Annotated in this window: 2 protein-coding genes; both read right to left on the reverse strand. The window is 49.6% G+C overall.

The features are described from left to right. Nucleotides 1-362: 362 nt before the first annotated feature. Complete coding sequence (locus tag IEY53_RS34690) at nt 363-1433, reverse strand: ABC transporter ATP-binding protein (RefSeq protein ID WP_189032896.1); 1071 nt, start codon at nt 1431-1433, stop codon at nt 363-365. A 255-nt stretch (nt 1434-1688) separates the two neighbouring features. Continuing rightward, on the reverse strand, nt 1689-2657 hold the full coding sequence (locus tag IEY53_RS34695; protein WP_189032898.1) for a phosphotransferase family protein: 969 nt from the start codon (nt 2655-2657) through the stop codon (nt 1689-1691). Nucleotides 2658-2962: the final 305 nt, after the last annotated feature.

Genomic DNA, 2962 nt, shown 5'->3' on the forward strand with positions numbered 1-2962 from the left:
ACGCCAGAGTCAAATTAAAGCGTCTTTACCCACAATTTAAAGATTGATGGAGTACTAGTATAAATTGCTTTTCCGCTCCGACCTGCACATTGTACCGGGTTTCAGTTGACCGTTTCGCATGTAGATACATCCACTAGGAACGTAAAGGGTTAAGGGTGCGGAAGTCCGGATGCCGACAGGCACTCCACATGAATGGGATGTTTTCACGGACCGCTTTGGCGATTTGCCGGGAGGGATAAATAAAAGGTTGTCAAAACCTCCCCCGCTCAGAGCAGCGGAGAAGACGCCTACTCGATAAACAAAAAAGGGGATGTACCAGCGGCCATTCATGGCTTTTGGACATCCCCTTGCTAATCTATAACCTATAGTTGACTCATATTCTCCACAAGGACCGGTTCCGCATAGGCATTCTTCAGTACGCGTTGTCTCTTCTTGACGACCTCAGGCGGCTCTACTGCCGGAGCATACGGATGCAGCAGCCAGGTCTTCACCATATGAGTATCCGATACTTTGTATACCGGAGGTTCCTTTTCCATATCAATTTCCATTGCATACGTGCTGCGCAGGGCAAAAGCATCGCCTTTTGGCGGTTTGATCAGATCGGGTGGTGTTCCCGGAATAGCTGTTAGCAGAGAACCTTTGCTCTCCAGACTTGGCATCGAAGCCAAAAGACCCCATGTGTACGGATGTCTCGGATCATAAAAGATTTCTTCCGCCGTACCCATTTCGACAATTTGTCCCGCATACATTACGGCAACCCGGTCTGCCATTCTGGCCACAACTCCGAGATCATGCGTAATGAAAATGATAGCGGTGCTAATCTTCTTCTGCAGATCCTTCATCAGATCGAGAATTTGGGCCTGAATCGTTACATCAAGCGCCGTTGTTGGCTCATCGGCAATCAACAGCTTAGGATTCGCTGCTAGCGCCATAGCGATCACGACACGCTGACGCATCCCGCCGCTGAACTCATGGGGATACTGTTGAAAACGACGCTCCGGAGAAGGAATACCTACCAGCTTCAGCAGCTCGATGCCACGTTTAACAGCAGCATCCTTGGAAATCTTCTCATGCTTGAACAGTACCTCGGTAATTTGCTTACCGACCTTCATCATTGGATTCAGGGAAGTCATCGGGTCCTGAAAAATCATTCCGATCTCTTTGCCGCGGATCTTCTGCATCTGCTTCTCATTCTTGCCGATCAGGTCTTGTCCCTCAAATAGTATCTGTCCGCGTTTGTACTGGCCCACCGGTGTAGGCACCAGCTTCATTACCGCCTGCGAGGTTACGCTTTTGCCGGAACCGGATTCTCCTACAATCGCCAACGTCTCCCCTTTATCTACATGAAAGCTGACCCCACGGATCGCCTGTACTTCTCCACCGCGTGTTCTGAATGATATAGCCAGGTCTTTTACCTCTAAAAGGCGCTCCATCCTGTCACCCTCTCTATTTCTGCTGGATTATGATAATAATTCTCATTCGTTAGATAAGCAATAAGCCTTATTTTATCTAATTTTATGTGTATACGTCAAGATTTTTCTGAAATAAACCATCGGCCAATAAACAGCCGCGAGGCACCATTTCTTGAACCTATGTAGTTAAGAATAACGTTTCAAATCGGGCCCGAATGGAGCGCATAGGTTCTGGCAGACCGGAACGCTCTCATTCACAGGCTGAACATCAGCCAACTAATGACTGGTAAATCTGATCCAGCTCTCTGCCAGATTCTCATGAGTCCATTTCACGTGGCTTTGATCTTCATACTGGCGGGAGTAACACTCGATCACGAGGATCAAATCCAGGTAGAGGTCGTACAGCTTTTTACGCCGCGCTTCGTTCGGACTGTCAAAGGTTGCACCGTACCCCTGGTTAAAGCCCGGGGAGTTCTCGAAATGACGGAAATAATACTCCAGGAGCACATCGCCCCACAAGGCCCGCTCCCAGTCTATAATCGATACTATCCGGCCGTCTTTCACAAACACATTGCCGTTCCACAAATCCCAGTGCACCAGCCGGGCTTCCGTTACAACATCCAGTTCAGGCAAATAATCTGCAATGGCCTGCTGCACTTCTTCATAGGAGGCAGGCAGCCCCACACCCAGCCGCCGGCCATCCTCCAGCAAACCATTCATCATTGAGCTGAAAGTGTCGCGCCAGGAAGCCCCTGTGCCCGTCTCAGCGGTCTGGTCGAAAACCCCAAAGTGATTGCCCCGAACCTCATTAATAGCCCGGTTATAGCGTCCCAGAGCCGTCTCTATCCCTTCTATGGTCTCGGGAGCAAGGCTTCCTTTAACTTCATTGTAAGGTTCGCCCTCGATCTTCTCCATGAAAAAATAAGGATAAGGAATCTGTGCCAAGCTCTCATCATAGCTGTACACCTCGGGGACAGGCACCGTACCCAATTTGTGGACCAGCCGCAGGGCCTCCACCTCGGTGCGCATTATATTCTTCTCATAGCTGAGCGTCTCTGCCTCTTGAGACGGAGCGACCTTCAGAATAACTGCCTTTCCGTTGCTTAATTCAAGATCATAGGCAGCATTAAACATCCCTCCGGTCAATTCTTTGCTGCTGATGAGGCAGACTTCGCTGCCAAATGCCGCTTCCACCAGTTGGCTGAGCTGTCCGGCCTCCAGCTTGGCTTTGGTATAACTCTCCATCTTCCTGCCACCTTTGTCTTTATTCTTTATTTGCGGTGGAACTTTCACCCTTCGTTCCGGCTCAAATCCATAATCAACGGTTGACTTGGACCCGGCAACCACTCGTCACCGGGACCGGCTTTGCAAGGAAGCGGACTCAGGGGATCTTATTTGAGGCAACGAAGAGCGTTGTCCTTTTATGCGGACACAGGTGCTCTTATTGTATGATCTCTAGCCCAAAACGAGGGTCAATGGATCATTTAGCGGCTCCTGTGTACTTCTGTCAATAGAGTGGACACAGTAAAAAGGTCAATTCGCAAGCTTTA

This window comes from Paenibacillus albidus (assembly GCF_014644435.1).
GTDB classification, from domain to species: Bacteria; Bacillota; Bacilli; order Paenibacillales; family Paenibacillaceae; genus Paenibacillus_AQ; species Paenibacillus_AQ albidus.

Excerpts from the sequence above, each read along its gene's own strand:
- IEY53_RS34690 (WP_189032896.1), bottom strand. The coding sequence starts at position 1,433 with ATGGAGCGCCTTTTAGAGGTAAAAGACCTGGCTATATCATTCAGAACA.
- IEY53_RS34695 (WP_189032898.1), bottom strand. The coding sequence starts at position 2,657 with ATGGAGAGTTATACCAAAGCCAAGCTGGAGGCCGGACAGCTCAGCCAA.